General features: G+C 51.7%; 26 protein-coding genes, 1 other RNA gene and 1 other annotated feature. Of the genes, 16 read left to right on the top strand and 11 right to left on the bottom strand.

Annotation, left to right across the window (positions count from 1 at the left end; genetic code table 11):
- Positions 1-94 precede the first annotated feature (94 nt).
- Positions 95-458: a transfer-messenger RNA gene (ssrA, locus tag AC791_RS20100) on the bottom strand.
- A gap of 194 nt (positions 459-652) precedes the next feature.
- Positions 653-1,135 carry an SsrA-binding protein SmpB gene (smpB, locus tag AC791_RS19055; RefSeq protein ID WP_049842068.1) on the bottom strand — a complete coding sequence of 161 codons (483 nt, stop codon included), beginning with the start codon at positions 1,133-1,135 and terminating at the stop codon, positions 653-655.
- Between the two features lie 150 nt (positions 1,136-1,285).
- Between smpB and AC791_RS19050 the strand changes: the two genes are divergently transcribed.
- Entirely contained in the window at positions 1,286-1,723 is a 438-nt protein-coding gene (locus AC791_RS19050) for a type II toxin-antitoxin system RatA family toxin (protein WP_049842067.1), read from the top strand.
- Entirely contained in the window at positions 1,713-2,003 is a 291-nt protein-coding gene (locus AC791_RS19045; RefSeq protein WP_049842066.1) for an RnfH family protein, read from the top strand. Before AC791_RS19050 ends, AC791_RS19045 begins: the two co-directional genes overlap by 11 nt.
- Positions 2,004-2,099: 96 nt before the next feature.
- On the opposite strand, the gene bamE is transcribed toward AC791_RS19045, so the two are convergent.
- The 3 genes from bamE to nadK form a co-directional block, all read right to left on the bottom strand.
- Positions 2,100-2,441: an outer membrane protein assembly factor BamE gene (gene bamE / locus AC791_RS19040; protein ID WP_049842065.1), complete on the bottom strand. Its 342-nt coding sequence runs from the start codon at positions 2,439-2,441 to the stop codon at positions 2,100-2,102.
- Between the two features lie 148 nt (positions 2,442-2,589).
- On the bottom strand, positions 2,590-4,251 hold the full coding sequence (recN, locus tag AC791_RS19035; RefSeq protein WP_049842064.1) for a DNA repair protein RecN: 1,662 nt from the start codon (positions 4,249-4,251) through the stop codon (positions 2,590-2,592).
- Between the two features lie 86 nt (positions 4,252-4,337).
- Positions 4,338-5,216, bottom strand: a complete 879-nt coding sequence (gene nadK / locus AC791_RS19030; protein WP_049842063.1) for an NAD(+) kinase — start codon at positions 5,214-5,216, stop codon at positions 4,338-4,340.
- Positions 5,217-5,338: 122 nt separating this feature from the next.
- Here nadK and grpE point away from each other — a divergent pair, with 122 nt between their 5' ends.
- Complete coding sequence (gene grpE, locus AC791_RS19025; protein WP_049842062.1) at positions 5,339-5,929, top strand: nucleotide exchange factor GrpE; 591 nt, start codon at positions 5,339-5,341, stop codon at positions 5,927-5,929.
- Between the two features lie 101 nt (positions 5,930-6,030).
- Here grpE and AC791_RS19020 read toward each other — a convergent pair whose 3' ends face one another.
- Both AC791_RS19020 and AC791_RS19015 read right to left on the bottom strand, forming a co-directional pair.
- On the bottom strand, positions 6,031-7,317 hold the full coding sequence (locus tag AC791_RS19020; RefSeq protein WP_049842107.1) for an HlyC/CorC family transporter: 1,287 nt from the start codon (positions 7,315-7,317) through the stop codon (positions 6,031-6,033).
- Positions 7,318-7,327: 10 nt separating this feature from the next.
- Positions 7,328-8,119, bottom strand: a complete 792-nt coding sequence (locus AC791_RS19015; protein WP_049842061.1) for a cytochrome C assembly family protein — start codon at positions 8,117-8,119, stop codon at positions 7,328-7,330.
- 165 nt (positions 8,120-8,284) lie between these two features.
- Here AC791_RS19015 and ffh point away from each other — a divergent pair, with 165 nt between their 5' ends.
- The 10 genes from ffh to AC791_RS18965 all read left to right on the top strand — a co-directional run bounded on the left by ffh (position 8,285) and on the right by AC791_RS18965 (position 17,294).
- The gene (gene ffh, locus AC791_RS19010; RefSeq protein WP_049842060.1) at positions 8,285-9,646 is read left to right on the top strand and encodes a signal recognition particle protein; all 1,362 of its coding nucleotides are present in this window, start codon (positions 8,285-8,287) and stop codon (positions 9,644-9,646) included.
- A 308-nt stretch (positions 9,647-9,954) separates the two neighbouring features.
- Positions 9,955-10,203: a 30S ribosomal protein S16 gene (gene rpsP / locus AC791_RS19005; protein ID WP_049842059.1), complete on the top strand. Its 249-nt coding sequence runs from the start codon at positions 9,955-9,957 to the stop codon at positions 10,201-10,203.
- A gap of 18 nt (positions 10,204-10,221) precedes the next feature.
- Entirely contained in the window at positions 10,222-10,770 is a 549-nt protein-coding gene (gene rimM, locus AC791_RS19000) for a ribosome maturation factor RimM (RefSeq protein ID WP_049842058.1), read from the top strand.
- 44 nt (positions 10,771-10,814) lie between these two features.
- A complete protein-coding gene (gene trmD / locus AC791_RS18995) occupies positions 10,815-11,582 on the top strand; it encodes a tRNA (guanosine(37)-N1)-methyltransferase TrmD (RefSeq protein WP_049842057.1) in 768 nt (255 codons plus the stop codon).
- Positions 11,583-11,622: 40 nt separating this feature from the next.
- The gene (rplS, locus tag AC791_RS18990) at positions 11,623-11,970 is read left to right on the top strand and encodes a 50S ribosomal protein L19 (RefSeq protein ID WP_006178051.1); all 348 of its coding nucleotides are present in this window, start codon (positions 11,623-11,625) and stop codon (positions 11,968-11,970) included.
- 133 nt (positions 11,971-12,103) lie between these two features.
- A complete protein-coding gene (locus AC791_RS18985) occupies positions 12,104-12,514 on the top strand; it encodes a DUF2946 domain-containing protein (RefSeq protein WP_049842056.1) in 411 nt (136 codons plus the stop codon).
- A gap of 56 nt (positions 12,515-12,570) precedes the next feature.
- A complete protein-coding gene (locus tag AC791_RS18980; protein ID WP_049842055.1) occupies positions 12,571-13,935 on the top strand; it encodes a PepSY-associated TM helix domain-containing protein in 1,365 nt (454 codons plus the stop codon).
- A gap of 214 nt (positions 13,936-14,149) precedes the next feature.
- Complete coding sequence (gene aroF / locus AC791_RS18975; RefSeq protein WP_049842054.1) at positions 14,150-15,220, top strand: 3-deoxy-7-phosphoheptulonate synthase AroF; 1,071 nt, start codon at positions 14,150-14,152, stop codon at positions 15,218-15,220.
- Between the two features lie 10 nt (positions 15,221-15,230).
- Entirely contained in the window at positions 15,231-16,352 is a 1,122-nt protein-coding gene (gene tyrA, locus AC791_RS18970; RefSeq protein ID WP_049842053.1) for a bifunctional chorismate mutase/prephenate dehydrogenase, read from the top strand.
- 69 nt (positions 16,353-16,421) lie between these two features.
- A complete protein-coding gene (locus AC791_RS18965) occupies positions 16,422-17,294 on the top strand; it encodes an SMP-30/gluconolactonase/LRE family protein (protein WP_049842052.1) in 873 nt (290 codons plus the stop codon).
- Here the strand turns inward: AC791_RS18965 and pheA are convergent.
- The 4 genes from pheA to bamD all read right to left on the bottom strand — a co-directional run bounded on the left by pheA (position 17,291) and on the right by bamD (position 20,066).
- Positions 17,291-18,451: a bifunctional chorismate mutase/prephenate dehydratase gene (pheA, locus tag AC791_RS18960; RefSeq protein WP_049842051.1), complete on the bottom strand. Its 1,161-nt coding sequence runs from the start codon at positions 18,449-18,451 to the stop codon at positions 17,291-17,293. The two genes, AC791_RS18965 and pheA, sit on opposite strands and share 4 nt — an antisense overlap.
- A gap of 21 nt (positions 18,452-18,472) precedes the next feature.
- Positions 18,473-18,598: a sequence feature (Phe leader region), on the bottom strand.
- Positions 18,550-18,597 carry a pheA operon leader peptide PheL gene (pheL, locus tag AC791_RS20645; RefSeq protein ID WP_103678196.1) on the bottom strand — a complete coding sequence of 16 codons (48 nt, stop codon included), beginning with the start codon at positions 18,595-18,597 and terminating at the stop codon, positions 18,550-18,552. It overlaps the preceding feature by 48 nt.
- Positions 18,599-18,700: 102 nt before the next feature.
- Entirely contained in the window at positions 18,701-19,069 is a 369-nt protein-coding gene (raiA, locus tag AC791_RS18955) for a ribosome-associated translation inhibitor RaiA (RefSeq protein ID WP_049842050.1), read from the bottom strand.
- Positions 19,070-19,328: 259 nt separating this feature from the next.
- Entirely contained in the window at positions 19,329-20,066 is a 738-nt protein-coding gene (gene bamD, locus AC791_RS18950; protein WP_049842049.1) for an outer membrane protein assembly factor BamD, read from the bottom strand.
- Positions 20,067-20,197: 131 nt separating this feature from the next.
- On the opposite strand from bamD, the gene rluD reads away from it, so the two are divergent.
- The 3 genes from rluD to clpB all read left to right on the top strand — a co-directional run bounded on the left by rluD (position 20,198) and on the right by clpB (position 24,603).
- Positions 20,198-21,178: a 23S rRNA pseudouridine(1911/1915/1917) synthase RluD gene (gene rluD, locus AC791_RS18945; RefSeq protein ID WP_049842048.1), complete on the top strand. Its 981-nt coding sequence runs from the start codon at positions 20,198-20,200 to the stop codon at positions 21,176-21,178.
- A complete protein-coding gene (gene yfiH, locus AC791_RS18940; protein ID WP_049842047.1) occupies positions 21,175-21,906 on the top strand; it encodes a purine nucleoside phosphorylase YfiH in 732 nt (243 codons plus the stop codon). The genes rluD and yfiH overlap by 4 nt, the downstream gene beginning before the upstream one ends.
- A gap of 123 nt (positions 21,907-22,029) precedes the next feature.
- The gene (gene clpB / locus AC791_RS18935) at positions 22,030-24,603 is read left to right on the top strand and encodes an ATP-dependent chaperone ClpB (protein WP_049842046.1); all 2,574 of its coding nucleotides are present in this window, start codon (positions 22,030-22,032) and stop codon (positions 24,601-24,603) included.
- Positions 24,604-24,972 lie beyond the last annotated feature (369 nt).

The following is a 24,972-nucleotide window of genomic DNA, read 5'->3' as shown; positions in this document are numbered from 1 at the left end:
ACAAATTGAGGGCACAAAAAAGCCCGCAGGGCTTGCGCCGTGCGGGCTCTTAGGACTTCATCGGATGACTCTGGTAATCACCGATGGAGAATTTTGGTGGAGCTGGCGGGAGTTGAACCCGCGTCCGAAATTCCTACATCCTCGGTACTACATGCTTAGTCCAGTCTTTACATTCGCCGGCCAGCTGCGAACGGACACGCTACTGACAAACTAGCCTGATTAGTTTTAACGCTTCAACCCCAGGCAGGGCATCCACGCGATCTCTTTTGGGTTTGACCTCTCTTGATCCCCGTCCTAAGAGCGGAGGCTAGGGAGAGAGGGCTCTTAGCAGGTTATTAAGCTGCTAAAGCGTAGTTTTCGTCGTTTGCGACTATTTTTTTGCGGCTTTTTACGAGGCCAACCGCCCCTCGGCATGCACCTTGGGTTTCGCAAATCCCGTCGAATCCAGAATCAGCCCCAATGTGTTGCGTTGAGTATAACAGATTTATGACGTTTGATGCCAGTTTCTGAGATTGAGTTTATTATTTTTCTGATTGCGTGTTTTTTGCGCAATGCTGAGCGCTTACAAAGGGATAGCTGTGCGTTTGGGCAGAAGGTAGAACGTAGAGGTTAAGATACCCGGCAGGATAGATTGTGCTGCCGGGTAGACTATTTAGCGGCCTGCATGTTTCATGATGCGGGCTTTATCAACTTGCCATTCGCGATCTTTAATATCGGAGCGCTTGTCGTGTTGTTTCTTACCTTTAGCCACGCCAATTTTGACTTTGCACCAGGCATTTTTCCAGTACAAAGAAAGCGCAACCACCGTATAGCCTTCGCGATTAACGCGACCATACAGCGAATCCAGTTCGCGCTGGTTTAGCAGCAGTTTACGTGTACGGGTCGGGTCGCAAACAACGTGTGATGAGGCGACCATCAGTGGGGTAAAGTTTGCGCCAAACAGATAAGCTTCACCGTCAATTAAGATGACGTAGCTGTCACTGATGTTAGCTTTACCAGCACGCAGACATTTTACTTCCCAGCCTTGTAGTACCAGGCCCGCTTCAAACTCATCTTCGATAAAGTATTCGTGACGGGCGCGTTTATTCAGCGCTATGGTGGCTGATCCAGGTTTGTGGGTTTTTTTCTTAGTCATAGTATCCTGAACATCGCTAATCTGATCTTAATCAGCCTCAACTGTCCCTCGAGGCGTAATGAGCTATCTTAGCACGAGTTGCGGCAGAGCGTTTTTTTTAACTTATGATAAATGTTATTCTTTCTGACGTGTATGTACCTGGGAATCGCTATGCCACAGATTAATCGTACTGCGCTGGTCCCGTTCAGCGCGGAGCAGATGTATAACTTAGTGAATGACGTGGATTCTTATCCTGAGTTTATTCCGGGGTGCACCGGAAGTCGGGTGCTTGAGTCCGGGCCATCACAGATGACCGCGGCGGTCGATGTGTCGAAAGCCGGGATCAGTAAAACGTTTACTACGCGTAATACGCTCAGCAGTAATCAAAGTATTCTGATGCATTTGGTTGACGGGCCGTTCAAAAAATTAATTGGCGGCTGGACGTTTACTCCACTCGGTCAGGATGCCTGCAAGATTGAGTTCCAGCTCGATTTTGAATTTACCAATATGCTGATCGAACTGGCATTTGGGCGCATATTTAAAGAGCTGGCCGCCAGTATGGTTCAGGCTTTTACCACGCGAGCGAAAGAGGTTTACAGTGCCGGGTAAGATTGCGGTTGAAGTCGCTTATGGCTTTCCCCAGAAGCAATATTTGCTGAGAGTGAGTCTGGAAGAGGGGGCGACGGTTGAAGACGCCATTCGCGCTTCTGGATTGCTGACGCTGCGTACGGAAATCGATCTTAGCCAGAATAAAGTTGGTATATACAGCCGTCCGGTAAAATTACAGGATGGCGTTCAGGATGGTGACAGAGTGGAGGTTTATCGGCCGCTGATTGCCGATCCTAAAGAGCTGCGTCGCCAGCGGGCAGAGAAGTCGGCCAAAAAGTAAACCCTGGCTCGCTTTCCGGGATTGAGTGATAGCCCGATGTAATGTATTACCAGACAAAAAAAGGAGCCATCTGGCTCCTTTTTATATGAAACGCGATTACTTGCTGGTAAGCGCAGGTTTGTTATCGATATTCGTTAACGTGCCGGCGCTGTTAAAGGTCAGCGTCAGCGTCTGCTGGGTAACATCTTCATGGCCTGGCTGCTGGCGGAAAACGTAGAACCACGTGTTGGTGCCAAACGGATCGGACATCATCGGTGTACCCAGTGCATAAGCAACCTGCTGCTGCGTCATACCGACACGAATTTTTGAAACATCATTAGGTGCCAGATAGTTTCCCTGGTTGATGTCAGGACGGTAAACCACTCGCTCCAGAGTGGAACAGCCTGCGGTCAACATCAGAAGAACCGCTGCGGCAGCAGTTAGCGTTTTACAGCGCATAGTGATTTGATTCCTTTTCGGGCCCGAGCAGTACGCGGCTCATATGTAATATGCCGATGATAATAGACCTTTAATCACTTTAAAACCTTTGATACCTGGTCATACGGCTATTTTATTGTGAACTCAGACCTTCAGAGATCAAAAAAGTTTATGCCGCCAGCAGTTCTTTCGCATTTGCCAGGGTATTACGTGTGACTTCACTTCCGCCAAGCAGGCGGGCTAATTCCTGGAGTCGGGCACGTTTATCCAGCGGATGCATGTGGGTTTCGGTCATTTCACCATCGGTTTCTTTGCTTACCACAAAATGATGATGCCCGCAGCCTGCAACCTGCGGCAGGTGAGTAACACACATTACCTGTGTCGATTCACCTAGCTGACGCAAAAGCTTACCGACGACCGCGGCGGTCGGTCCGCTAATACCCACGTCAACTTCATCGAAAATGAGTGCCGGCGTTTCCATTTTACGGGCAGTAATCACCTGAATAGCCAGCGCAATACGCGACAGCTCACCGCCGGAAGCGACTTTGGCAATAGGTTGCAGCGGCTGCCCCGGGTTAGTAGTGACCCGAAATTCTATGCGGTCTGCGCCTTCTGCCGTCAGGTGATGCTCATCAAAGCTAACCTCGATGGTAAATTGCCCGTGCGGCATTGAAAGCGTATGCATACTGTCAGTAATCAGCGTGGCCAGTTCCTGTGCGCTGGACAGACGGCGTTGATGAAGCTGGCGAGCTGTTTCAAGGGCCAATGCATGATGTTTATTAACGGCCAGACTTAATGTCTCAAGTGAATCAGCCTGGTCGTCAAGCTGCTGCTGTTCGTCGAGCAGCGACTGATGGTACACAGGCAGTTCTTCCGGGCTAACATGATGTTTACGCGCCAGGGTAATTTGCCGTGAAATACGCTGTTCCAGTTCAAACAGACGATTAGGATCCAGATCCAGGCGATCGCTATAATGACGCAGTTCTTCACTGGCCTCACCAATCTGGATGGTGGCTTCTTCAAGCATATCCAGCACGCCTGAAAGTTTACTGTCCATGCTGACCAGTTCGCTAACCAGCTGCTTTGCCGTATAGAGCTGGCTTTGCAGATTGGCGTCTTCTCCGTCAGCGAGAAGATCCAGCGCCTGCTGGCTGGTGCTCAGCAACTGACCGCTGTTAGCAAGACGCTTATATTCTTCATCAATCTGTTCAAATTCACCCGCCTGAGGATGGAATTCATTCAGTTCTTTGAGTTGATACTGCAGCAGTTCGGCGCGTGCCGCACGTTCCTGGCTTTGCTGCTGATGCTGGGCCAGTGCCCGACAGCTTTGGTGCCACAGGCGGTAATGCTCCGCCATCCGCTGAGTGAGTTCAATTTCTCCGGAATAACCGTCGAGCAAATTCTTCTGGTGATCGGATTTAATCAGAAGCTGGTGAGCATGCTGACCGTGGATCTGGATCAGAAGCTGGCCTAGTTCGCGCAGTTGCGACAGTGGAACGGCGGTGCCGTTGATAAATCCGCGGGAGCGCCCGTCACTGCTGATAACGCGACGCAGCAGGCACTCGCGGCCCTCTTCAAGCTGATTAGCTTCAAGCCAGCGCAGCGCTGCCGGCGTATCTTTCAGGGAAAAGCGGGCGCAGAGATCGGCACGGTTAGCACCGGCACGGACAATATCGCCTTCGGCGCGGCCACCCAGACACAACCCTAACGCATCAATTGCAATAGATTTACCCGCGCCGGTTTCACCGGTGATAGCGGTCATCCCGCTGTGAAAATCGATTTCAAGCTCACGAACGATGGCAAAATTGCTGATGGTAAGTTGTGCCAACATAGCTGCCTTCCTGTATGAAAAACCATAACTGTGTTTACGTACAGTATAAACTGGTTTTTTATCCAGTAAAGGCCTGCGATACAAAATCAGAACAATTTTTTTGACCAGCCCAGTTTCGCACTTAGCGTATTGAAATAGTTATAATCTTTAGGATGAATAAGGTTCAGATAGTAGTCGCTACGGCGAATCAAAACATCTTCATCTTCCTGAATCGGCAGTGCAATTTGGCTATCACAGCTAATTTCCAGATCGCTGCCGTGATGCGAAAACCGCAGGCGAATGGTGCTGCAGCTGTTGATGACCAGCGGGCGAGCAGAAAGGGTATGGGGAAACATCGGCACCAGCGTAATGGCATCCAGCGAGGGCGTCAGGATGGGACCTCCTGCTGAGAGGGAATAGGCCGTTGACCCGGTAGGCGTAGAAATAATTAAACCATCAGAGCGCTGTGAGAAGGCAAAAACCTCGTCGATATAGACTTCAAATTCAATCATATGAGCGACTTTACCGGGATGCAAAACCACCTCATTAATGGCCGTGCTGATCCGTTTCTGACACGCTTTCTGGCATACCTGGGCTTCCAGCAGGAAACGCTTCTCGGTGATATATTCCCCTTCCAGAACATTGGCCAGCTGCTGGTGCGCATTATCCGGGTCAAGATCGGTCAGAAAGCCGAGGTTGCCACGGTTAATACCAATGACTTTGATGTCATAGCGGGCCAGAGTGCGCGCGGCACCCAGCATGTTGCCATCGCCGCCGACAACGACGGCCAGATCCGCCTGCTGACCGATTTCCGCCAGCGTGCCGGTGCGGACCTCGTTTAAATTCAGCTCACGTGCGATTTGCTGCTCAATCATTACCTCATAGCCCCGGGAACTGAGCCAGCGATAGAGCATTTCATGTGTGGTGAGCGCGGTAGGGTGACGCGGATGTCCGACTATACCAATGCACTTGAAATGAGCGTTCATTTTCTGGTGGTCCTTGTGCCAATGATTGATGACAATGTGATTGCTTCCCTTGAAACCAGGAAACCGATCCCCATAATAAGCGAAGTTAGCGAGATGAATGCGAAAAAAACGCGGAGAAATTCATGAGTAGTAAAGAACAGAAAACGCCTGAGGGGCAAGCCCCGGAAGAAATTATCATGGATCAGCACGAAGACGTTGAGGCCGTTGAACAAGAGGCTTCTGCTGAACAGGTGGATCCGCGCGATGAAAAAATTGCGAGTCTTGAAGCGCAGTTAGCTGATGCTCAGACCCGCGAGCGCGAAAGCCTGCTACGCAGCAAAGCGGAAATGGAAAACCTGCGTCGTCGCACTGAACTGGATATCGAGAAAGCACATAAGTTCGCGCTGGAGAAGTTCGTCAACGAACTGCTGCCGGTGGTGGACAGCCTCGATCGTGCGCTGGAAGTGGCCGATAAAGCAAATCCTGACATGGCATCCATGGTCGAAGGTATTGAGCTGACCCTGAAGTCAATGCTGGATGTGGTACGTAAGTTCGGCGTAGAAGTCATTGCCGATACCAACGTTCCGCTGGACCCGAACGTACATCAGGCTATTGCAATGGTGGAGTCTGACGATGTTGCTGCCGGCAATGTGCTGATGGTGATGCAGAAAGGCTATACGCTTAACGGTCGTACTATTCGCGCTGCGATGGTAACAGTCGCAAAAGCAAAGTAAGCCGCGTAGACAGGTCGGTTTTCGGCTTGTTTGCCTTCTGGCGGAAATAATGCTGAGCAGCAGCGACGTGCTTTGCTGCTGCTCAGGTCAGTGCCGCTATTCTATTCCGCAATGCTCTCGCGAATCGGTTTCACCGGCATTACTCTTACCTGCTTAATCATATTGTCCTGCACGTCGAGAATATCAATATCGTACTGTTTGATGCGCACACGCGTGCCGGAGGCCGGGATCTCTTCCAGCGCTTCAAGAATGATACCGTTGACCGTACGCGCATCTTCTTCCGGCAACTGCCAGTTAAACGCTTTATTCAGCTCGCGCACGTTAGCGCCACCTTCAATAATCACCGAGCCGTCATTTTGCGGCGTGACTTCTTCCGCCAATGTCGGTGACATTGACGTGGTAAAGTCGCCGACAATCTCTTCGAGAATATCTTCAACTGTGACCAGTCCCTGAATATCGCCATATTCATTGACCACCAGGCCCACTTTCTTTTTGTTCCGCTGAAATTTAATCAGCTGGGTACTGAGCGGCGTGCCTTCCGGGACGTAGTAAATTTCGTCGGACGCCCGCAGCATAACTTCTTTAGTAAACTCTTTCTTCTCCTGCATCAGCCGCCATGCTTCGCGCACGCGCAGCATACTGATGGTGTTATCCAGAGAATCACGGTACAGAACAATGCGTCCGTGAGGGGAGTGGGTAAGCTGGCGGACGATGGATTTCCAGTCGTCGTTAATATCGATGCCGACAATCTCGTTACGCGGGATCATGATGTCGTCGACGCTGATTTTCTCCAGATCGAGGATCGACAGCAGCATGTCCTGATTACGACGTGAAATCTGTGAGCGGGATTCGTTAACCAGCGTGCGCAGCTCATCTTTACTTAACGATCCGCTGATCGCGATATCGGTTTTAAGGCCCATTAAGCGCATCAGCATGCGGGTAATCGTATTCAGCAGCCATACCAGCGGCATCATCAGAATTTGCAAAGGAGCCAACAACAGGCTGCTGGGGTAGGCCACTTTTTCCGGATACAGCGCGGCAATGGTTTTCGGTAAAACTTCAGCAAAAACCAGCACGATAAAAGTCAGGATCCCGGTGGCAATGGCTACGCCTGCATCACCGTACAGGCGCATCCCGACGATAGTGCCCAACGCCGACGCGAGGATGTTGACCAGGTTATTGCCAATCAAAACCAGGCTTATCAGCCGGTCAGGTTTACGTAATAACGCTTCTACACGTTTTGCCGCACGGTTGCCTTTTTTCGCCAGATGCCTCAGCCGATAGCGGTTGAGCGTCATCATGCCGGTTTCTGAACCGGAGAAATAAGCGGAGATAACCACCATGACGATCAATGTGACGATCAGCGTGGTGGTAGAAATGTGTTCCAGGGGGGACTCCTTAGCTGACGAACTGCTGCACGACGCGGCTACCAAAGTACGCCAGCGTCAGGATGCAGGCACCCGCGACGTTGAACCAGACCACGCGACGACCGCGCCATCCTTTATGATAGTGGCCCCACAGCAGAACGATATAGACAAACCATGCAATAATCGACAGGATCGCTTTGTCGATATTTTCCATGCTGAATAAGTTATGCATGTAAAACAATCCGGTACATAACGTCAGGGTCAACAGCACCACACCGATTTGAGTGATGTGAAACATTTTGCGCTCAATGCTCATCAGCGGTGGCATTTCACTGTTAAAAGCCAGCTTCTTATTTTTTAGCTGGTAGTCAATCCACGCCAGCTGCAACGCATAGAGTGCGGCAATGATCAGCGTCGCGTAAGAGAACAGCGACATTCCAATATGCACCATGACGCCGGGCGTCGCTTCCAGATGGGTAATGTACTCATTGGGTACGAAACTGGCGAAAGCCAGATTGATGAAGGCGAATGCGTACACCACCGGCAGCAACAGCCAGCCGCGATTGCGCGAGGCAACGATGGTCATCACCGTACAGATCATCAGGCTGACCAGTGAACCGACATTCAACAGGCTAAGATTCTGGCCGCCATCTCCGTCAGGAAAAATGCGCGCTTCCAGCGCAAATGCGTGGCAAACCAGCGCGATAACCGCCGACAGGATCGCCATGCGCCGCCAGCCGCTATTTTTCTGAAGCAGGCCGGGAATGATCAGCGCCAGGCTGAATGAATAGGCAACAAGAGCGAGCAGCGCAAAAACAGGCATAAGTGTATTGAGAGTTCACCGGGAAGAAAGAGGATCAGTATAACGTTACGCGACCTTCGCTCCAACCGTTGCATAACAACAAAGGCGGCTTCATGTTATACTCCGGCAAAATTCTGTAGACGCGTCGCGTAAGCGACCGACCGTTTCCACCTCAGGCGAGAGACAATGTTTGATAATTTAACCGATCGTTTGTCGCGCACGCTGCGCAATATCAGTGGCCGTGGACGCCTTACTGAAGAAAACGTTAAAGAGACGCTGCGTGAAGTGCGTATGGCGCTGCTGGAGGCTGACGTTGCGCTGCCGGTAGTGCGTGAATTCATCAACCGCGTAAAAGAAAAAGCGGTTGGTCATGAAGTGAATAAGAGCCTGACGCCGGGTCAGGAATTCGTCAAAATCGTGCGCAACGAGCTGGTTGCGGCGATGGGCGAAGAAAACCAGGTGCTGAATCTGGCTGCGCAGCCGCCAGCCGTAGTGCTGATGGCGGGCCTGCAAGGTGCCGGTAAAACCACAAGCGTCGGCAAGCTGGGTAAGTTTTTACGCGAAAAGCACAAGAAAAAAGTGCTGGTGGTTTCGGCTGACGTTTATCGCCCTGCGGCGATAAAACAGCTTGAAACCCTGGCCGAACAGGTTGGCGTGGATTTCTTCCCGTCTGACGTCGGGCAGAAACCGGTCGATATCGTTAATGCCGCGTTAAAAGAAGCGAAGCTCCAGTTCTACGACGTGCTGCTGGTGGATACCGCCGGTCGTCTGCACGTTGACGAAGCGATGATGGACGAGATCAAACAGGTCCATGCATCAATCAACCCGGTAGAAACGCTATTTGTCGTAGATGCCATGACCGGTCAGGATGCGGCCAATACGGCTAAAGCGTTTAACGAAGCGCTGCCGTTAACCGGTGTGGTACTGACCAAAGTTGACGGTGATGCCCGCGGCGGTGCGGCACTTTCTATTCGTCACATTACCGGTAAGCCGATCAAGTTCCTTGGCGTCGGTGAGAAAACCGAAGCGCTGGAGCCGTTCCACCCGGACCGTATTGCGTCTCGTATCCTCGGCATGGGTGATGTGCTGTCGCTTATCGAAGATATCGAAACGAAAGTTGACCGCGCGCAGGCCGAGAAATTAGCCAGCAAGCTGAAGAAGGGCGACGGTTTCGACCTGAACGACTTCCTTGAGCAGCTTAAGCAGATGAAGAACATGGGCGGTATGGCGAGCCTGATGGGCAAGCTGCCGGGCATGGGGCAGATCCCGGATAACGTTAAATCGCAGATGGACGATAAAGTCCTGGTGCGGATGGAAGCCATCATTAACTCCATGACGCTGAAAGAGCGTGCGAAGCCGGAAATCATTAAAGGTTCCCGTAAGCGTCGTATCGCGCAGGGTTGTGGGATGCAGGTGCAGGATGTAAACCGTCTTCTGAAGCAGTTCGACGACATGCAGCGCATGATGAAGAAAATGAAGAAAGGCGGCATGGCTAAGATGATGCGTGGCATGAAAGGGATGATGCCGCCCGGTTTTCCAGGCCGCTAAAATCAGGGCATAAGGCTATCTTGTTTGCCACTTAATCCCCGGGGTGTGCTCGACAAAACATGAACGTGTTTTGCACGCCCTTGAGGGGGGCCGAAGGGCGAGCAGAGTGAGTTAATGCTCACGTATTGCGCGCACGCCAGAACTAAACTGGCTGCACCGATATACACCTTCTGTCTCTTGTTTCGTGCTCAGCAGCAAGATGCTGATTGCAATTTCCCCAGAAATCAGTAAAATTTTCGGGCTTTTAATATGACACCGGGACCCTTCCCTCGAGGGGGCCCGGTGTTTTATTCACACAAGAGGATGTTATGGTAACTATTCGTTTAGCTCGTCACGGCGCAAAAAAGCGTCCGTTCTATCAGGTTGTTGTCACCGACAGCCGTAATGCACGTAACGGCCGCTTCATTGAGCGCGTTGGCTTCTTCAACCCGATCGCTAGCGAAAAAGAAGAAGGCACTCGCCTGGATCTGGATCGCATCGCTCACTGGGTTGGCCAGGGCGCGACCCTTTCCGATCGCGTTGCCGCGCTGATCAAAGAAGCAAAAAAAGCAGCTTAATCTGTCACGGTGGTCATGATGAGCAAGCAACTCGCCGCACAAGTTCCCGTTGAACCGGTTGTACTGGGAAAAATGGGTTCTCCCTACGGAATCCGTGGTTGGCTCAGAGTGTTTTCTTCCACTGAAGACGCCGAAAGCATTTTTGACTATCAGCCCTGGTTTATCCAGAAGGCGGGTCAGTGGCAGCCAGTACAGCTGGAAAGCTGGAAGCACCACAATCAGGATTTGATCATCAAGCTGCATGGCATTGACGATCGTGATGCCGCGAATGTACTGACTAATTGTGAAATTGTCGTAGATTCTTCGCAGTTGCCCGCGCTGGAAGACGGTAGCTACTACTGGAAAGACCTTATGGGTTGCCAGGTAGTCACCACCGAAGGCTACGAGCTGGGCAAAGTCATCGATATGATGGAAACCGGCTCCAATGACGTTATCGTCATTAAGGCAAACCTGAAAGATGCGTTTGGTATCAAGGAACGTCTTGTACCGTTCCTCGATGGACAGGTTATCAAGAAAGTCGATCTCGCTACTCGGACTATCGAAGTAGATTGGGATCCTGGTTTTTAAACCACCGGATAAACGGTAAATGACGGCGTAATGGGGATAGGCTGGTGTTTATAGGTATTGTGAGCCTGTTTCCAGAAATGTTTCGTGCAATTACCGAATACGGGGTAACTGGCCGGGCTGTAAAAAATGGCCTGCTGAACATCCAGAGCTGGAGTCCTCGCGACTTCGCTCATGACCGGCACCGTACCGTGGACGAACGTCCTTACGGCGGCGGACCGGGGATGTTAATGATGGTGCAACCTTTACGGGACGCCATTCATGCAGCAAAAGAAGCGGCAGGGGAAGGCGCTAAGGTGATTTATCTGTCACCTCAGGGACGCAAGCTTGATCAAGCGGGCGTCAGCGAACTGGCAACGAATCAGAAACTGATTCTGGTGTGTGGTCGCTACGAAGGCGTAGACGAGCGCGTGATCCAAACCGAAATTGACGAAGAATGGTCTATCGGCGATTACGTACTCAGCGGTGGTGAGTTACCGGCAATGACGCTGATTGACTCGGTTTCCCGGTTTATCCCGGGGGTTCTGGGCCATGAAGCCTCAGCAACGGAAGATTCCTTTGCTGACGGATTGCTGGACTGCCCGCACTATACCCGTCCTGAAGTGTTAGAAGGGATGGAAGTACCGCCGGTATTGCTGTCGGGAAACCATGCTGAGATACGTCGCTGGCGTCTGAAGCAGTCGCTGGGCCGCACCTGGCTTAGAAGACCTGAACTTCTGGAAAACCTGGCTCTGACTGAAGAGCAAGCAAGGTTGCTGGCGGAGTTCAAAAAAGAACACGCACATGAGCAACATAAACATGATGGGATGGCGTAAGCCCCCGAATATCAGTTTACCCAGGATAAGAGATTAAATTATGAGCAACATTATTAAGCAAATCGAACAAGAGCAGATGAAGCAGGACGTACCTTCCTTCCGTCCGGGTGACACCGTAGAAGTGAAAGTATGGGTTGTTGAAGGTTCCAAAAAACGTCTGCAGGCATTTGAGGGCGTGGTTATTGCTATTCGTAACCGCGGTCTGCATTCTGCATTCACTGTTCGCAAAATTTCCAACGGCGAAGGCGTTGAGCGTGTTTTCCAGACTCACTCTCCGGTAGTTGACAGCATTGCTGTTAAACGTCGTGGTGCTGTACGTAAAGCTAAACTGTACTACCTGCGTGAGCGTACTGGTAAGTCTGCTCGTATCAAAGAGCGTCTTAACTAAGATATCGCTTTTGCGACATCCGTATAAGAGGGCTGGCCTGCGGGCTGGCCCTTTTTTTATGCGTAAAAAAACGCATTGCGTTAACTGATTAGTCATAAATCATTTACACTGTCCGCTCGCAGCAGGAGGGGAAGTGGTCCATAACGCACGACGTCAATCAGGTAAGTTACGCACAGCGGCAGGGTTCGCGCTGTTTGCGATCCTGTTGATTATTGTGGCCCCGCTGATTTCTGTCGCGTTGCAAAAAGATCCCATGAGCGCCATGCCCGGGATGCATCATGACATGAGTATGATGGCCGGACATGGGGAACACGATCCTGCGCCAGTGACGATGCCTGTCGATCACGGTGAAGCCTGCGGCTATTGTGTCCTGCTGGTTCACGTTCCGGGACTGCTGCTGGCGCTGGTGATGGTGCTGTACGCCGTGCTGCTGCGCCAGAAAAATCGCCCGCCGCGTCCCGTCATAACGTACTGGCACTTCTTCCCTTGGTTATATCCCGATACCCGCGCGCCGCCCGGCGAGTCTGCTTTATCCCCATTCTGACATAACGATTATGCGCATCTGCGTATAACGCCGTTTGACCTTATCTGAGGAAAAGTATGACAACCTGCACTCCACGCGCGGCATGGATAACATTACTGCGCCGTCTTCATTTCTATATTGGCCTGTTTGTCGGCCCGTTTATTTTCGTGGCGGCCTTAACCGGTACGCTTTACGTGGCAACGCCACAGCTTGAAGCATGGCTCTACGCCGATGCCTTACACGGGAGTGTCGAAGGAGAGCAACAGCCGCTGGCGCAGCAAATCGCGGTAGCCGAACAGGTTACAGGGGGACAGTTGTCACTTCTGGCAGTACGGCCCGGGCTGGCATCTGGTGAGACAACCCGGGTAATGTACACTGACCCGACGCTCGGCGCTTCGGAAAGCCGCGCAATCTTTATCGATCCGGTTACGCTTGCAGTAAAAGGTGATATGACCGTTTACGGCACCAGCGGCATTTTACCGCTGCGTCAGTGGATCGACTATGCACATCGCTCGCTACTGCTGGGCGATGTCGGCAGAAATTACAGCGAACTGGCCGCCTCGTGGATGTGGATTGCCGCGCTGGGTGGCATTGTACTGTGGTTTTTCACCCGTCCTAAGCGGCGCATAAATAACTGTGTTCAGAACACACGCCGGTTACATGTTACGCTCGGCTGGCTATTGCTGGCAGGTATGCTGCTGTTTTCCGCCACCGGGCTCACCTGGTCGCAGTGGGCGGGCGGAAACGTCGATAAAATGCGTACGGCATTTAACTGGCTTACCCCACAGGTCAATACCCAACTTAAGGGGGAGGCCGATGTTCACGATCCCCATGCAGAGCATCATGCGCATCACGGCGACATGTCCGGGATGGAAACTAAGTCTGAGTTAACGGACTTCGATACTGTGCTGCATATTGCGCAGTCGGCGGGGATTGACGCGCGCTACGTTGAGATCCGCCCGGCCCGCAGCGCCGATCGTGCGTGGACCGTTACGGAGATCGATCGCCGCTGGCCGACTCAGGTGGATGCGGTGGCAGTGGATGTGAAAAATATGAATATCATCGACCATACCTATTTTGCCGCCTTTCCGCTGATGGCTAAACTGACCCGATGGGGAGTAGATTTCCATATGGGCGTTCTGTTTGGCCTTGCAAACCAACTGCTGCTGATTGCATTCGGCGCAGCGCTTTGTGTCAGCATTGTAATGGGCTACCGGCTATGGTGGCTCCGGCGTCCGGTGGCGGGTATGCAGAATCCGCTAAATTCGCTGTTGCAAAGCATGGCGCAGTTATCCCCCTCAGGGCAAATAGGGTGCACGCTCTGCGCACTGGTGCTGGGTATTGCGATGCCGGTAATGGGCGTTAGCCTGGTGATTTTTCTGCTGGTTGACTGTTTACGCTGGAAAATGCGCCGTTCACGCGGCATTCAGCAGGTTATGTAACGTCCGGAGGATGTAGCTAATCTCGATTTCTCGGGTTAGCTACATTGCTTGTAAATAAATATTTACTATTTAGTAAGCTTTTAGCCCCATTTATTTTGTTTGTGTAAAGTAATGTGTACGTATTTTGTATTGAATTCTTTACCTCTTATGGTATGGTGAGCTCTCCTCTGTTGAGGATACTTATATCGCAAACGAGCCAGACAGGATTGCCATCATGCAAAAAGACGCGCTGAATAACGTACATATTGTCGACGAACAGATTTTAATCACCCCAGACCAGCTTAAAGCGGAATTCCCGCTCAGCGCTGCGCAAGAAGCGCAGATCGCGCAGTCGCGTAAAACGCTCTCCGACATTATTGCCGGTCGCGATCCGCGTTTGCTGGTGGTGTGTGGTCCTTGTTCTATCCACGATCCGGAAACGGCGCTGGAATATGCACATCGATTTAAGCAACTTGCCGCAGAGGTCAGCGATAGCCTCTACCTGGTGATGCGCGTCTATTTTGAAAAACCCCGTACCACCGTTGGCTGGAAAGGATTGATTAACGATCCGCATATGGATGGCTCGTTTGATGTTGAAGCCGGTTTGAAAATTGCGCGTCAGCTGCTGGTAGATCTGGTGAACATGGGGCTACCGCTGGCGACTGAAGCATTAGATCCAAACAGTCCGCAGTATCTGGGCGATCTGTTTAGCTGGTCTGCTATTGGTGCGCGCACCACCGAATCGCAAACTCACCGCGAAATGGCCTCCGGGTTATCGATGCCGGTTGGGTTTAAAAACGGAACCGATGGCAGCCTGGCAACAGCGATCAATGCAATGCGTGCGGCGGCACAATCCCACCGCTTTGTGGGCATTAACCAGGCCGGTCAGGTTTGTCTTCTGCAAACCAGGGGCAACCCGGATGGTCATGTGATCCTGCGCGGCGGTAAAGCGCCGAATTACAGTCCGGCAGACGTGGCACAGTGCGAAAAAGAGATGGCCCAGGCGGGACTCAAACCGTCGCTGATGATAGATTGCAGCCACGGGAATTCGAATAAAGATTACCGTCGCCAGCCTGCGGTTGCAGAATCTGCCGTTGCACAAATTAAAGATGGTAACCGGTCGATTATCGGCCTGATGATTGAAAGTAACATTCATGAAGGAAACCAGTCTTCTGAGCAACCGCGCAGCGCAATGCAATACGGCGTTTCGGTGACTGATGCCTGCATCAGCTGGGAAACTACCGAGGCACTGTTGCGCGAAATCGATCGCGATTTAAAAGGCCATATGGCGACGCGTCTGGCATAAGAGGTTGGTTATGGTTGCTGAGTTGACCGCGCTGCGCGATCAAATTGATGAAGTAGATAAAGCGCTACTGGGATTACTGGCGCGCCGTATGGCGTTAGTTGCCGAAGTCGGCGAAGTTAAAAGCCGGTTTGGACTGCCGATTTATGTCCCCGAGCGTGAGGCGTCAATGCTGGCTTCTCGCCGTGAAGAGGCGGAAGCGCTGGGCGTACCGCCTGATTTGATTGAAGATATATTACGCCGGGTGATGCGCGAATCGTATTCCAGCGAAAACGATAAAGGTTTTAAAACGCTCTGTCCGACGCTGCGCCCGGTGGTGATCGTCGGCGGCGGCGGCCAGATGGGGCGGTTATTTGAAAAAATGCTGACGCTGTCCGGTTATCAGGTCAAAATCCTTGAAAAAGAGGACTGGTCACGCGCGGCTGAAATGGTGGCCGATGCCGGAATGGTTATCGTCAGTGTGCCAATCCACGCCACTGAACAGATTATCCGTCAGTTACCGCCGCTATCTGAAGACTGTATTCTGGTGGATCTGGCGTCGGTAAAAAATGGGCCATTACAGGCTATGCTGGCCGTACATACGGGTCCGGTAGTTGGCCTGCACCCGATGTTCGGTCCGGACAGCGGCAGTCTTGCCAAGCAGGTGGTGGTCTGGTGCGATGGCCGTCAGCCAGAAGCGTATCAGTGGTTTCTGGAGCAGATCCAGGTCTGGGGAGCGCGTCTGCATCGTATTAGCGCGGTCGAGCACGATCAGAACATGGCGTTTATTCAGGCGCTGCGTCACTTTGCTACTTTTGCCTATGGGCTACATCTGGCCGAAGAGAACGTACAGCTTGAGCAGTTGCTGGCACTCTCATCACCGATTTATCGTCTGGAACTGGCGATGGTGGGACGGCTGTTTGCTCAGGATCCGCAACTTTATGCTGATATTATTATGGCCTCCGGGGATAATCTGGCCCTGATAAAGCGCTACTATCAGCGGTTTGGTGATGCGATTAAATTACTGGAGCAGGGTGACAAACAGGCGTTTATCGACAGCTTCCGCAAAGTTGAACACTGGTTTGGCGATTATGCCCGGCGCTTTCAGAGTGAAAGCCGCGGTCTGCTGCGCCAGGCCAATGATAGCCGTCAGTAATTTAAAATCCTGTATATACTCAAAAGCCAGAGGGGAAACCCGCTGGCTTTTTTTATAAGGGAGAAGGGCATGACCGTACTGCAAACACTGTTTGATTATACCGGGCACCTGCCTGAGTGTCCGACCTGGAGCGAGGATGAGCAGGCGCTCTATTGGGCGGATATTATTGAAGGCGAAATTCATTGCTATCATCCTGAAAGCGGCGAGCATCGGGTACTTCAGTTCCCCGAAGAAGTCGGCTGTTTCGCATTAAGAGAGAAGGGCGGCTTCATCGTTGCGCTACGCAATGCTATCTGGCTGGCAGATGCGCGCGGTCTGTTAACGCACAAAGTCTGCGATAATCCGTCCAATCCGCAGCTGGCAAGATTTAATGACGGCGGCACCGATCGTCGTGGACGATTTTATGCCGGTACGTTCTGGTCACCCGGCGATTATAATGGCGCGATGTTGATGAGAGTCGGCAACGATCTCACGCCGCAGGTGATCCAGAGTGATATTCAGGGTTCTAACGGTCTTGCTTTTAGCGAAGATGAAAAGTGGATGTACAGCTCTGATACGCCAAATAACGTTATTTACCGTACGCCGCTGGATGAGCGGGCAGAGCCGGGCCAGCGTGAGATTTTCCGTCAGTTTGCTGAGGGCGAAGGCAGTCCGGACGGTGCGGCTGTCGACACAGAAGGCTGCTACTGGAGCGCGCTGTATGACGGCTGGCGTATTGCCCGTTTTTCACCGCAGGGTGAACAACTGGAAGAGTACCGGCTGCCGGTACGTTGTCCAACGATGGTCTGTTTCGGCGGGCCGCAGATGAAAACATTGTTTATCACCACCACGCGGGAAAATATGGATGCTGAGGAAATCGCGCAATATCCGTTGTCCGGCGCAATCTTCACCCTGCCGGTCAGCGTGGCAGGCGTGAAGAAATTGCCTTTCATCGAACGTTAAATCGGATCGACAGGCACAACGTTTTCGCTGGGATAGCAGCCCAGCACTTTCATGGAGCGGGTGATTGCAGACAGCTCTTTTAGCGCTTTCTGCATTGCCCGTGAGTGTACATTAGCCTGAATATCCAGATAAAACATCTCTTCCCACGGATTACCGTAAATCGGACGCGATTCAAGCTTGGTCATAATCAGATTGTGATTACGCAATACCAGTAACGCTTCAACCAGCGCACCGGCCTGTTGGCCCGTCGCGATCAGCAGTGTGGTTTTCGCGGGTACCTGCTCTGAGACATCCACCGCTTTACGTGCCAGCACCACAAAGCGGGTAAAATTCTGCGTCTGATTGGCCTGAATACGCTCCAGCACCTGCAAACCGTACAGCGCGCCGCCGGCTTCGCTGCCCAGCGCGGCGACGTCCGCAGAGCCTATCTGGGCCACTTTCTCCATTGCGGCAGACGTGCTTTCGGTATATTCGATTTTCCAGTGCGGATAGCGGTTAATAAACTGACTACACTGCTGGAACGGCTGCGGATGGCTATAAACCGTTTTAATTTGGCTGACATCTGTAGCGGCGGACACCAGCAGGCAGTGATCGATAGTTACCGTCATTTCACCCACAATCGAGAGCGAGGTATGTTGCAGCAGATCGTAAACATCGTTGATGGAGCCCGAACTGGTATTCTCAACAGGCACAACGGCATAATCAGCCTGACCGGTTTCAACCTGATTAAAAATATCTGCGAACTTCGCGCAGCCGCTTTCAATAAACTGATCAAAATGACGCGCCGCATACTGGCGTGCCGCCAGATGAGAATAAGAACCCTTGGGACCCAGAAACGCAACGCGTGCAGAATGCGGATTGGTTTTATTCAGGTGCTGCTGAAGTAGCGCCTGCTGTGTGAGGACAGAGTCTTCGATAATGAGCTGGAACAGGCGGGTGATATAGTGGGCGTCAAGATGATGCGTTTTACCGAGCTGAATTAATCTTTCCAGCAGGGCGCGTTCGCGGTCAATATCCCGCACCGGACGGTGAGAAGTCAGTTTTGCCTTACCAACCTCTACCGCCAGTCCACGACGCTCGGCCAGCAATGCCAACAGTTGTTCATCCAGCGCGCTAATTTTGTCGCGCAGGGCCAGTAACGGGTTTTCCTCAATCATAATATCGCCTGTCTCATGTCCATAAAAAAGGCCCCCCGGAGTGGGAGGCCTTATTGTTCGTCTTCGCATTGTTTATCACACGACGGAACGCCTCCCATTCAGGGGAAGGTAAAAAAGAATGCGAAGAAAAACGGGATAATTTTCATAATAACGTCCTGATGTCGATAGAGGTAAAGTACCCGCTCTGTTTTAACTCTGTCAACAAAAAACGCGCCCGGAGGCGCGTTGGCGATACACTCAATATAAGGGTTACTTCTCTTGTTCTTCAACTTCTTCAACATCATCTTCGACATCTTCAACGAAGTTGGCGTCTTTCACCGACGTGGCGGCCCGGCGCGCTTCGCCTTTGTGCTGTACTTTATTGAGCTGTCTTTCCAGCTTGTTGATCAATTCGTTGATGGCGGCGTACATATCTTCATGTTTCGCACTGGCGACAAGGTGGCCGTTTGGCGTATTGATTGTCGCGTCAGCCGTAAACCCCTGCGGTTCTTTGGACAGAATAATGTGCGGGTTTATCAGGTGAGTTTGCCATTTATCAAGTTTGGCGAGACGGTCGGCGACATGTTGGCGTATTGCCGGGGTGATTTCCATTTGCTTGCTGGTAATGTTCATTGTCATAAATTTTACCTCTTGTCTTTCCGTCTTGGTAATTTCAGCATAACGCGCTCAATGGCAATTTGCGTGATTAAAATCACATTTTTTTGTCACTTTTTGTCAAGAAAGGCTTTTTGTGAGGCAGAACATGAAGATGTGCTTTTTTGCTTGAAGTGGCGAGAATTCCCGGCCATATTTGATCGGATGATCCGCGTAAAATAAGTCAGTATGCGGTAAAAAAACGGCAGCCCGCAGGCTGCCGTTGTGCATTTCAGCGCGAAAATCAGGTGTTGCTGCTGTTGGCGGCGATAATTTTAGCGACCTTGTCGGCCTGAGTGTTCATTTGCATTTCACGATACGCATTTTCCATCAGCGGCAGCGCATCACGAGTGGCCTGGGTATCCGGGTAGTCGCGCAGCATTCCCTCAACGCGGTTAACGACCGCGACCCATGCGCCACGTTCGGTATAGTATTGCGCCACCGAATACTCATATTTGGACAGGCGATCTTTCAGGAATACCAGACGCTTAGTGGCATCGGTAACATACTGGCTATTTGGATAACCGCGTACCAGTTTAGAGAAATCGTTAAACGAATCGCGAGCGTGCTGCGGATCGCGATCGCTACGATCGACGCCGAAGAAGCCCTGCAATGCGCTGTCATCCAGCGCCATATTGGTTAACCCACGCATATACATAACATAATCAATGTTAGGATGGGTTGGATTCAGACGCATGAAGCGATCGATAGAGGCCTGAGCCAGCGGTAAATCGGCATTCTTATAGTATGCGTAGATTAGATCCAGCTGTACCTGCTGAGAATAAGGGCCGAATGGATAGCGATTATCCAGTGCTTCCAGTTGCGTTATTGCCTGTTTCCAGTTACCGTCCTGCAGTTTTTGCTGAGCAGTCGCGTAGATTTCCGCAGGTGGATTATCGGGCACCTCTTCCTTTGAGCCGGAGCACCCCACCAAAGCCAGGCTCAGTGTGGCAGCTGCCACCAGATATTTCATGCGCATCATGACGTTTTGACTTCCTCAGAATGTTTATGCGGGAGATTAACGGTTCCTGCTCCCGATTAAGACCAGCTACAATAGCACACTATATTATACGGCAAAGCCGTAAAACCCAACGTTAAACGAAGAAGCTGTCTATGGCACAACTAGTACAACTCACCGCAACGGTGTCCGAAACACAACTCGGTCAACGCTTAGATCAGGCTTTGGCCGAATTGTTCCCTGATTATTCGCGCTCGCGAATAAAAGAGTGGATTCTTAGCCAACAGGTCAAGGTTAACGGCAAAATTTGCGATAAGCCAAAAGAGAAAGTATTTGGTGGAGAAAACGTCGCCATCAATGCTGAAATTGAAGAAGAAGCGCGCTTTGAGCCGCAAAATATCCCGCTGGATATCGTGTACGAAGACGATGACATTCTGGTGATTAACAAACCGCGCGATTTTGTCGTCCATCCGGGGGCCGGTAATCCTGACGGAACAGTGTTAAATGCGCTGTTGCATTACTATCCGCCTATCGCTGACGTTCCGCGTGCAGGTATTGTTCACCGTCTGGATAAAGACACCACTGGTCTGATGGTGGTAGCGAAAACCGTTCCGGCGCAAACCCGGCTGGTGGAATCGCTCCAGCTGCGCGAAATCACCCGTGAATATGAGGCGGTGGCTATTGGTCATATGACGGCAGGCGGGTTAGTCAATGAACCGATCAGCCGTCATCCGACCAAACGTACGCACATGTCCGTTCACCCAATGGGTAAACCGGCGGTAACGCATTATCGCATTATGGAGCATTTCCGTATCCATACGCGGCTGCGGCTGCGTCTGGAAACCGGGCGTACGCACCAGATCCGCGTGCACATGTCGCACATCACTCATCCTCTGGTGGGCGATCAGCTCTACGGTGGCCGTCCGCGTCCGCCTAAAGGTGCATCGGAAGAGTTTATTGCCGCATTGCGCAAATTTGATCGTCAGGCGCTGCACGCGACGATGCTGCGCCTGTATCACCCGATCAGCGGTATTGAAATGGAGTGGCATGCGCCTATCCCTCAGGATATGGTCGATCTTATCGACGCCATGCGCGCCGATTTTGAAGAGCATAAGGATGATGTTGTCTGGTTATGACTAATATGATCGTTCCGCAGTGGCCCGCGCCGGAAGGTGTGGCGGCCTGTAGCTCTACGCGTATCGGCGGTGTAAGTCTTCCGCCGTATGATTCGCTGAATCTGGGGGCCCATTGTGGGGACAACCTCGATCATGTAGAGGAGAACCGCAAGCGTCTGTTTGCTGCGGGCGGTCTGCCGTCCAGGCCAGTCTGGCTTGAACAAGTTCATGGTAAAGGTGTTTTGCAGCTTGATAGCGCACCGTATCTCTCAAAACGTGCCGATGCCTCGTATAGTGCGACGCCAGGCACGGTTTGTGCGGTCATGACGGCAGATTGTTTGCCCGTCTTATTTTGTAATCGGGCGGGAAGCGAAGTGGCGGCCGCCCATGCAGGCTGGCGCGGACTTTGTGAAGGTGTGCTTGAAGAAACGCTTGCGTGCTTTACAGACCAGCCGGAAAACATTCTGGCGTGGCTGGGACCGGCTATCGGCCCGGATGCATTTGAAGTCGGTGAAGAGGTACGTGAGGCATTTGTGACAAAGGCAGCAGAGGCAACGCACGCTTTCCGCCCGACAGGCGAAAAATACCTTGCTGATATTTATCTGCTTGCTCGTCAGCGGCTGGCACGCGCCGGAGTAACTAACGTATACGGCGGCGATCGCTGTACCTTCCATGAAGAGCAACATTTCTTTTCTTATCGACGTGACAAAACCACGGGCCGTATGGCGAGTTTTGTCTGGCTGAAATAACGTATAGAATAAAGACGATCCAGGCGTATTTTTTTTCACATACTCAGGTCTTAAACCTTGAATAATTGAGGGATGACCTCATTTAATCTCCAGTAGCAAATTTGATCTGTTATGGGAGGAATCATGCGTCTGGATCGTCTTACTAACAAGTTCCAGCTTGCCCTTGCCGATGCACAATCTCTTGCGCTTGGACAAGACAATCAATTTATCGAACCCCTGCACTTAATGAGCGCCTTGCTGAATCAGGAAGGGGGATCGGTGCGTCCGTTACTCACCTCCGCAGGCGTTAATGCAGGCCAGCTTCGTACCGCCATCGACCAGGCATTGAGCCGTTTACCACAGGTAGAAGGCACCGGCGGCGATGTGCAACCGTCACAGGATCTGGTGCGCGTACTCAATCTTTGCGACAAGCTGGCGCAAAAACGCGGTGACAACTTTATCTCGTCAGAATTATTCGTTCTGGCGGCGCTTGAATCACGTGGCACACTGACCGATTTACTGAAGTCGGCGGGTGCAACCACAGCAAATGTGACTCAGGCGATTGAAAATATGCGCGGAGGTGAGAGCGTGAACGATCAGGGAGCCGAAGACCAGCGTCAGGCTTTGAAAAAATACACCGTCGATCTGACCGAGCGTGCCGAGCAGGGCAAGCTTGACCCGGTTATCGGTCGCGATGAAGAAATCCGCCGTACTATTCAGGTTCTGCAGCGGCGTACCAAAAATAACCCGGTATTGATTGGTGAACCTGGCGTTGGTAAAACCGCGATTGTCGAAGGACTGGCGCAGCGGATTATCAACGGCGAAGTTCCGGAAGGCTTAAAAGGCCGCCGCGTGCTGGCGCTGGATATGGGGGCGCTGGTGGCAGGGGCCAAGTATCGCGGTGAGTTCGAGGAGCGGCTGAAAGGCGTGCTTAACGATCTGTCAAAACAGGAAGGAAACGTCATCCTGTTTATTGACGAACTGCATACGATGGTCGGGGCTGGTAAAGCGGATGGCGCAATGGATGCCGGTAATATGCTGAAACCGGCGCTGGCGCGCGGTGAGTTGCACTGCGTGGGCGCGACAACGCTGGACGAGTATCGTCAATATATTGAAAAAGATGCGGCGCTTGAGCGTCGTTTCCAGAAAGTGTTTGTTGCCGAACCATCAGTAGAAGACACCATTGCTATTTTACGCGGCCTGAAAGAACGTTATGAACTGCACCATCACGTGCAGATCACCGATCCGGCCATTGTCGCCGCCGCAACGTTATCGCACCGTTATATCGCGGATCGTCAACTGCCGGATAAAGCCATCGACCTGATTGACGAGGCGGCATCCAGCATTCGTATGCAGATCGACTCGAAACCGGAAGAGTTAGATCGGCTTGAACGTCGTATTATCCAGTTGAAGCTGGAACAGCAGGCGCTGAAAAAAGAGTCTGACGATGCCAGTCTGAAGCGTCTGGATATGCTTAATGATGAATTAAACGATAAAGAGCGTCAGTATTCCGGGCTGGAAGAAGAGTGGAAAGCTGAAAAAGCGTCTCTGTCAGGTACCCAGACGATTAAAGCTGAACTGGAGCAGGCGAAGCTGGCTATTGAACAGGCGCGGCGAGTTGGCGATCTGGCACGAATGTCTGAATTGCAATATGGCAAAATCCCGGAGCTGGAAAAACAGCTGGCTGCTGCCACGCAGTCCGAAGGCAAAACAATGCGCCTGCTGCGTAATAGAGTAACAGACGCCGAAATTGCTGAAGTGCTGGCGCGCTGGACGGGTATTCCGGTTGCCAGAATGCTTGAAGGTGAGCGGGATAAACTGCTGCGTATGGAGCAGGAACTGCACAGCCGCGTCATCGGTCAGAATGAAGCCGTTGAGGCAGTATCGAATGCGATCCGCCGTAGCCGTGCCGGACTCTCCGATCCGAATCGTCCTATCGGGTCCTTTCTGTTCCTCGGTCCGACCGGGGTAGGTAAAACGGAGTTGTGTAAAGCGCTGGCTAACTTCATGTTCGACAGTGACGATGCCATGGTGCGAATCGACATGTCTGAATTCATGGAGAAACATTCGGTGTCGCGACTGGTCGGTGCGCCTCCGGGATATGTGGGTTATGAAGAAGGGGGCTATCTGACGGAAGCGGTTCGCCGTCGTCCTTATTCTGTCATTCTGCTGGATGAAGTGGAAAAGGCGCATCCTGATGTGTTTAACATTCTGTTGCAGGTACTGGATGATGGTCGGTTGACTGACGGGCAGGGAAGAACGGTCGATTTCCGTAATACGGTCGTCATTATGACATCTAACCTCGGTTCAGATCTGATTCAGGAGCGTTTTGGCGATCTGGATTACAGCAGTATGAAAGAAATGGTGCTGGAGGTGGTTAGCCATAATTTCCGTCCGGAGTTCATCAACCGTATTGACGAGGTAGTCGTATTCCATCCGTTGGGTGAGAGCCATATTGCCTCAATTGCCCAGATCCAGCTGCAACGTTTGTATAAACGTCTGGAGGATCGCGGTTATGAAGTTCATATCTCTGACGAGGCGCTGCAGTTGTTAAGCCACAACGGTTATGACCCGGTATATGGTGCACGGCCACTGAAACGCGCTATTCAACAGCAGATTGAAAACCCGCTGGCGCAGCAAATCCTTTCCGGAGAGTTAATTCCGGGCAAAACGATTAAGCTGATCGTGCAGGATGATAAAATAGCTGCGGTTCAGTAACCCATAAAAATGACAAAAACGGGCTGCAAGGCCCGTTTTTGTTTAAATAAGTAGCAAAAAGTCACGGGTGTAGCGGGTTTTGCCTGAAAAACAAGCTAACGATAAGTTTTTTTAAATTTATGCTTGTCATCACGAAAGAACTCCCTATAATGCGCCTCCACTGACACGGAACAACGGATTACAAACCGCCGGGTCAGCAGGGATTCTTCCGGGAATGCCGGCGGAGAAAAGCGAAAATAAACGCTTGACTCTGAATGAGGAAAACGTATTATACGGGACCTCGCAACGGTGAGCGAAAGCCGCGTTGCACTGCTCTTTAACAATTTATCAGACAATCTGTGTGGGCACTCGAAGATACGGATTCTTAAA

The sequence above is a fragment of the Klebsiella sp. RIT-PI-d genome, from assembly GCF_001187865.1.
In the GTDB taxonomy this organism is placed as follows: Bacteria; Pseudomonadota; Gammaproteobacteria; order Enterobacterales; family Enterobacteriaceae; genus Superficieibacter.
Note: the sequence above shows the minus strand (reverse complement) of the source record. Positions and strands in the feature narration are given on the sequence as shown.